6 protein-coding genes are annotated in these 6,000 nt (G+C 68.0%); 4 read left to right on the top strand and 2 right to left on the bottom strand.

Annotated elements, in window-relative coordinates:
* Window positions 1-121: 121 nt before the first annotated feature.
* A complete protein-coding gene (gene dapE, locus ABZX37_RS30795) occupies window positions 122-1,195 on the bottom strand; it encodes a succinyl-diaminopimelate desuccinylase (protein ID WP_354745432.1) in 1,074 nt (357 codons plus the stop codon).
* A gap of 42 nt (window positions 1,196-1,237) precedes the next feature.
* On the opposite strand from dapE, the gene ABZX37_RS30790 reads away from it, so the two are divergent.
* From ABZX37_RS30790 to ABZX37_RS30780, 3 genes are all read left to right on the top strand, one after another.
* Complete coding sequence (locus ABZX37_RS30790) at window positions 1,238-1,678, top strand: hypothetical protein (RefSeq protein WP_354745430.1); 441 nt, start codon at window positions 1,238-1,240, stop codon at window positions 1,676-1,678.
* Between the two features lie 29 nt (window positions 1,679-1,707).
* Window positions 1,708-2,688 carry a 2,3,4,5-tetrahydropyridine-2,6-dicarboxylate N-succinyltransferase gene (dapD, locus tag ABZX37_RS30785; protein ID WP_354745428.1) on the top strand — a complete coding sequence of 327 codons (981 nt, stop codon included), beginning with the start codon at window positions 1,708-1,710 and terminating at the stop codon, window positions 2,686-2,688.
* A 99-nt stretch (window positions 2,689-2,787) separates the two neighbouring features.
* Window positions 2,788-3,747 (top strand): CHAD domain-containing protein, encoded by a 960-nt coding sequence (locus tag ABZX37_RS30780; protein WP_354745426.1) that lies wholly within the window; start codon window positions 2,788-2,790, stop codon window positions 3,745-3,747.
* Here the strand turns inward: ABZX37_RS30780 and ABZX37_RS30775 are convergent.
* Window positions 3,740-5,137: an FAD-dependent monooxygenase gene (locus tag ABZX37_RS30775; RefSeq protein ID WP_354745424.1), complete on the bottom strand. Its 1,398-nt coding sequence runs from the start codon at window positions 5,135-5,137 to the stop codon at window positions 3,740-3,742. The genes ABZX37_RS30780 and ABZX37_RS30775 overlap by 8 nt on opposite strands.
* Window positions 5,138-5,224: 87 nt before the next feature.
* Between ABZX37_RS30775 and ABZX37_RS30770 the strand changes: the two genes are divergently transcribed.
* Window positions 5,225-5,845 carry a TetR/AcrR family transcriptional regulator gene (locus ABZX37_RS30770; protein ID WP_354745422.1) on the top strand — a complete coding sequence of 207 codons (621 nt, stop codon included), beginning with the start codon at window positions 5,225-5,227 and terminating at the stop codon, window positions 5,843-5,845.
* The last annotated feature ends 155 nt before the right edge of the window (window positions 5,846-6,000 follow it).

Below are 6,000 nucleotides of genomic sequence, written 5' to 3'. Positions count from 1 at the left end.
TTTTTTTTAAAATAATTCTCCCCCCCAAACACACCCACCCCCAGACCGTCAGCACAATCAACCTTCGGGGTGCCTCACGCAACCAAGGCAGCAATGTCGCCGCCAGGCGACGAGCCGAACCTCAGCTAAGAAACTCCCGCAACACCGAAGCCACTTCCCGAATCTCCCCCACCCGAACATTCTCCTGCTGCGTATGAGCCAAAGTAGGATCCCCCGGCCCGAAATTCACCGCAGGCATCCCCAACGCGGCAAACCGAGCCACATCAGTCCACCCCAACTTAGCCGCGGCAGTCCCCCCAGCCGCAGCCACAAGCTCCGCAGCAGCAGGCGCAGACAACCCAGGCAACGCCCCCGGCGACATATCCACCAGGGTCACGTCAAACCCGTCAAAAACCTCACGCACATGCGCCTCAGCCTGCTCCGCACTGCGATCCGGCGCAAACCGATGATTAACCGTCAAAACAGCAGCATCAGGCACCACATTCCCAGCCACCCCGCCAGAAATAGCAGTAGCCTGCAGCCCTTCCCGATAAGTCAGCCCGTCAATATCCACCACCCGAGCCGAATAAGAAGCCAACCTCCGCAACGGCTCAGCCAACGCATGAATCGCGTTCGACCCCATCCAAGCCCGCGCCGTATGCGCCCGAGCCCCGGAAGTCCGAATCTCAACCCGCAAAGTCCCCTGACACCCAGCCTCGATCACCCCGTTGGACGGCTCCCCCACAATCGCCAAATCCCCCAAAAGCCACTCGGGCAGCTCCCGCTCAATCCGCCCAAGACCGTTCTTAACCGCCGCAACCTCTTCATTGTCATAAAAAACAAAAGTCACATCATGCCGAGGCTCCGGCAAAGTAGCGGCGAGATGCAAAAACACCGCATCCCCGCCCTTCATATCCACAGCCCCAAGCCCATGCAACACCGCGTCGTCCCCAGCCCCAGTAAGCCGAGAAGGCAAATTGGCATTCTCCGGCACAGTATCCAAATGCCCGGCAAGAATCACCCGCGTAGCCCGTCCCAAATGAGTCCGCGCCAAAACAGCATCCCCATTGCGCACAACCTCCAAATGCGGAGCCTGCTCCGTCAACGCCGCCTGCACCGCATCAGCGAGCTTCCCCTCCTCCCCGGAGACGCTGAACACATCCACAAGGGCAGCAGTGAGCTCGGCCGGATCGGCGCGCAGGTCAAGGGAGGTCATACCGGCACCGTACCCAGCAAGGACGGGGGCTACCGTGAGGACGTGCGCACGCGAAGCTCCCTGGTCGCTCTCGGCGTCCTCGCCCTCGTCCTCACCGGCTGCAGTACCGAGGCCGGGCCCAAGGCCCGCCCGGGAGCCGGCGATCCGGGTCCGGACGCCCTGCCGACCAAGCTCGAGGCGCTGTCGGCCGACTCCTGCTTCACCGGCCCGCAAACCCAACTGCCCAAGGGCTGTGAGAAATACGTCACCGAGGTGGGCAACACCGCCGGTTCGGTGCACAAGCTGGCGAAAGCGGGCAAGACGGTCAACCAGCCGCTCGACCGCGACGCGACCGCGATCGACCAGGCGGTCGGCGCGTTCCGCCAGGCAGGCTGCACCACCACGGCGACCCCCGGCGGGGAGTGCACGCAGGCGCTCGTCTCGATCTCGGCCGCGCTGACCGAGGTCAAGCAAAAGGTGAGCCAGCTGGCCACCACGGGTTGATCCGGCCCGCTTCAGCTACCGTGACCAGCGTGAGCGAGCAGACCCCTGACCCCGAAACGACCGGCGCCGTCGGCGTCGGGCTGGCGACCGTCACGTCCGACGGAACCGTGCTGGACACCTGGTACCCGCACCCCAAGCTGGTCGACGCAGGCACCAGCGGCACCGAGCGGCTGACGGCGGAGCAGACAACCGAGCTGCTCGGCGAGTCCGCGGCCGCGCTGCTCGGCCCGGACACCGACCGCGGTGTCGAGGTCGTCGCGGTGCGCGTCACGATCGGCAGCCTTGCCACCGCGCCCGCCGACGCCCACGACGTCTACCTGCGCTTGCACCTGCTGTCGCACCGGCTGGTCCGGCCGCACGGGCAGAGCCTCAACGGCATCTTCGGCCTGCTGGCCAACGTCGTGTGGACGAGCCACGGCCCGTGCCCGGTCGAGGGCTTCGAGCAGACCCGGCTGCGGCTGCGTTCGCGCGGCGCGGTCGCGGTGTACGGCGTGGACAAGTTCCCGCGGATGGTCGACTACGTACTGCCGACCGGCGTCCGCATCGCCGACGCCGACCGCGTGCGCCTCGGCGCGCACCTGGCGTCCGGCACCACCGTCATGCACGAGGGCTTCGTCAACTTCAACGCGGGCACGCTCGGCGCGTCGATGGTCGAGGGCCGCATCTCGGCGGGTGTGCTGGTCGGCGACGGCAGCGACGTCGGCGGCGGCGCGTCGATCATGGGCACCCTGTCCGGCGGCGGCACCGAGGTGATCTCGGTCGGCGAACGCTGCCTGATCGGCGCGAACGGCGGCGCGGGCATCTCCCTCGGCGACGATTCGGTGATCGAGGCCGGGCTGTACATCACCGCGGGCACCAAGGTCGAGGTCGACGGCAAGACGGTCAAGGCACGCGAGCTGTCCGGCATCTCCGGCGCGGTCTTCCGGCGCAACTCCGCGACCGGCGCGGTCGAGGTCGTGCCGCGCGGCGGGGTCGGCATCAAGCTGAACGAAGCACTGCACGCCAACTGATCCAGCCTTCGAGAGGGTGCGCTTCCCGCGACGGGGAGCGCACCCTCTCGCTGTTTCGGCGGACTCCGATCCGATCGTTGTTCACCTACTATTAACCAGGTGACTTCCGAAGCGACCAGCCGCCGCCGTACTCCGGAACCGACGACGCCGGCCGCACTCGGGCTCCCCGCCGAACCGGCGAAAGCGGACCCCGAGGCCCCGGCGGCCGCGCACGTGCGCGCCAAACTCGACCACGAACTGCGCGAACTGCTGTCCCGCGAACCAGGCACCCGGGCCGGTGCCGACCCGGAAGAACTGCACCAGATGCGCGTGGCGCAACGGCGGATGCGAAGCGTGCTGAAATCGTCCAGCGCGCTGGTCGGGGCCACCGCGGAACCCGTGCGCGCCGACCTCGGCTGGCTGGGCCAGGTCCTCGGCGAGGTCCGCGACTACGACGTCCTGATCGGCCACCTGCGCGAGGTGATCGCCGGCTTCGACGTCCGAGACCAGGCCGCCGGACGACGGCTGGTGTCCCGCTTCGTCGCCGAACGCACCACCGCCCGCCGACGGCTGAACCGCGCGCTGTCGAGCCCTCGGTACGCGACTCTGCTGCAGGGCGTCGCCCAACTGTCCCGCACCGCGGAGCACGAGATCGACGAGACTCCGTCGGAGAAACCCGGCTTGGCCGCCGACGTGCGCAAGCCGTACCGGAAGCTCGCCCGTGCGGTCGCCGCCCTGCCGCCGAATCCGCCGGACGACGACCTGCACGCGCTGCGCATCCACGGCAAAAAACTGCGCTACACCGCCGAATTGGCCCGATCGGCGGCGAAGAAGAAGCAGGCCGAAAAGCTGTCGGAGCTCATCAAGGCGACCCGCAAATTCCAGACCGTCCTGGGTGATCACCAGGACGCGGTTTACGCCGCGGAGAAGGTGCGCGGCGCACTGGCCAACGCGGACGCGGAGATCGGGTTTGTCGCTGGCCGGATCGTCGAACACGAACTAGCCAAGCGTGCCCGAGCCCGAGCCGCATGGCTCGATGTGTGGCACCGCATCGAAAAAGCCGAGCACGCGGTCATTTAACCGACCACACATACCCGTCCGGCCGCACCAGCACCCGCTTCCCCGGCACCCCCTCATAAGCCGCATAAGCATGCCCACCCGCGTCAACGAATTCCCCCGTCGATCCCTGCGGCAAAATCCGATAAGCCGGATGCTCCGTCCCCAGTTCCCCTTCGCCGAACACAAGTTCTGTCGCATGTGGACCCCGGAACAACTCGAACAGCCGCACCCCCTTGCCATTCCCGTCGACAAGCGGCGCGTCCGGCGCCCGATCCCCCGGTCGCAACGCCCCCGTGCCCACCGGCGACAGCGGTCCGCCCCGGTAAGTCAGGTCGAGCTGCTGCGTCTCCGGTCCGCGTTTGTGCGCGTCCTCGGAACCTTCCTTGTACTTCTCCAGCAACGCACTGCTCACCCCCAGCACCCGCGCCGCGACCGCGCGCCGTTCCGCCTCGTAGCTGTCCAGCAGCGCAGGCGATCCGTCGGCAAGCTTCCAGGCGAGGTTGTACGCGTCCTGCACGCCGGTGTTCAGCCCCTGCCCGCCCGTCGGCGGGTGCACGTGCGCGGCGTCCCCGGCCAGGAACACCCGGCCCTGCCGGAACGCCGCGGCCAGCCGGATGTTCGGCCGCCACACCGTGGACCACGCCAGGTCGAGCAGCCGGATCCCGCCGCCGGACACCCGGTCCAAGTGCGCCTGCAACGCGCTCAGCGAGGCATCCGCGGCACCGTCGCCGAGCGGGGACGAGAACTGGAAGTGCGGCGTCCCGGCGAGCGGCGTGAACGCGACGCCGGACATCGGCTCGTCCGCCGTCGCGAACCAGTACCCCGAGTCGTGGTCGAGCCCCTCCGCCGAGACGTCGCCCAGCAGCAGCCGGATCGACTCGTCGGTGGTCCCCTCGAAGGCGATCCCCAGCGCCTTGCGCACGAAGCTCTTCCCGCCGTCCGCGCCGACCAGGTACTCGACCCGAACTGTCTCCCCGGTCGACAGCTCGGCGGTGACACCCTCGTCGTCCTGCGTGAAGCCGGTCAGCGCGGTGTTCAGCTCCACCCGCACACCGAACTCGGCCAGCCGGTCCCGCAGGATGCCCTCGGTCTGCGACTGGCCGAGGAACCAGGCGTTCGGATACGGCACCGCGGGCGTCGGCTCGACCGGCTCCGCCATCCGCCGCACCATGGCGAACTTCCCGTCGAGGTACACCTTCGCCGGATACGGCGGCGCACCCGCGGCGTGCACCGCGTCCAGCACCCCCAGATCCTCGAAAACCTCCATCGTGCGCGGCTGCAGCCCGTCGCCGCGCGAACCGGCGAAGTACTCCTCCGCCTTGTCCACGATCCGCACGCCGACCCCGCGCCGCGCCAGCTCGATCGCCAGCGTGAGCCCCGTCGGCCCCGCTCCCGCCACCAGCACCGTCATACCCCTCGCCCCTTTCGGTGAATGTTGATTCAGTGAATCTAGATTCAGGATGCCCGCTGATAGCGTTCCCGTCAAGGGAGGTGCCGGATGACGGCGACGAGCCGCAAGGACAAAGCCGCCGAAACGGAAACGGCGCTGAAGGAAGCGGCCAAGCGCGTGTTCGCGGCCAAGGGCTACCTGAACACGAAGATCACCGACATCACCAAGGAAGCGGGCCGCGCCGCCGGGTCGTTCTACAACCACTTCGCGGGCAAGGAAGAACTGCTGGTCGCCCTGCTGGCCGACCTCGCCGAGGACAGCGACCGGCAGGCCGCGAGCGAGGACCATCTGTCCGATTTCAGCGATCCCGCAGCGGTCCGCTGGCACGTGCGGCAGTACTGGGACTTCTACCGCGCCAACGCGCCCACGATGCTCGCGCTTCGTCAGGCGGCGATGGTGAACGACGACTTCGCCGCCGTGTACGCGAACTTCGGCGCCACGCAGGCCTCAGACGTCGAGAGCCACCTCGAATACGTCACGGCAGCCGGTTTGCGGCTCCCCGCGAACACGCAACTCACCATCGCGATGATGTACCAGCTGATCGACAACTTCGCGCAGATGTGGCTGCTGACCCCGCCACCGGCGGGCTGGAACCAGCCGTCGGACGAGGAGGCGATCGAGGCGCTGACGCGGTTCGTCTACCGCGGCTTCACCGGCCGCGACTACTGAACCCACGGGCCCGGCACACGACGCGGAGGGAGCGGAGAAGCTGCACCGGCCGCCTCGTCCCGGCCATACGGTCCCGCTGAGAGCGCCCCAATGTGGCATTGGGTGCATGCGACGCACCCAATGTGGCGTTCGGTGCGTCAGATGCACCCAATGCC

This window comes from Amycolatopsis sp. NPDC004079 (genome assembly GCF_040610415.1).
Taxonomy (GTDB): Bacteria; Actinomycetota; Actinomycetes; order Mycobacteriales; family Pseudonocardiaceae; genus Amycolatopsis; species Amycolatopsis halotolerans.
Note: the sequence above shows the minus strand (reverse complement) of the source record. Positions and strands in the feature narration are given on the sequence as shown.

What these genes read in the sequence shown, in the direction of transcription:
- dapE (WP_354745432.1), bottom strand. Translation starts at nt 1,195, where the DNA reads ATGACCTCCCTTGACCTGCGCGCCGATCCGGCCGAGCTCACTGCTGCC.
- ABZX37_RS30775 (WP_354745424.1), bottom strand. Translation starts at nt 5,137, where the DNA reads ATGACGGTGCTGGTGGCGGGAGCGGGGCCGACGGGGCTCACGCTGGCG.
- ABZX37_RS30770 (WP_354745422.1), top strand. Translation starts at nt 5,225, where the DNA reads ATGACGGCGACGAGCCGCAAGGACAAAGCCGCCGAAACGGAAACGGCG.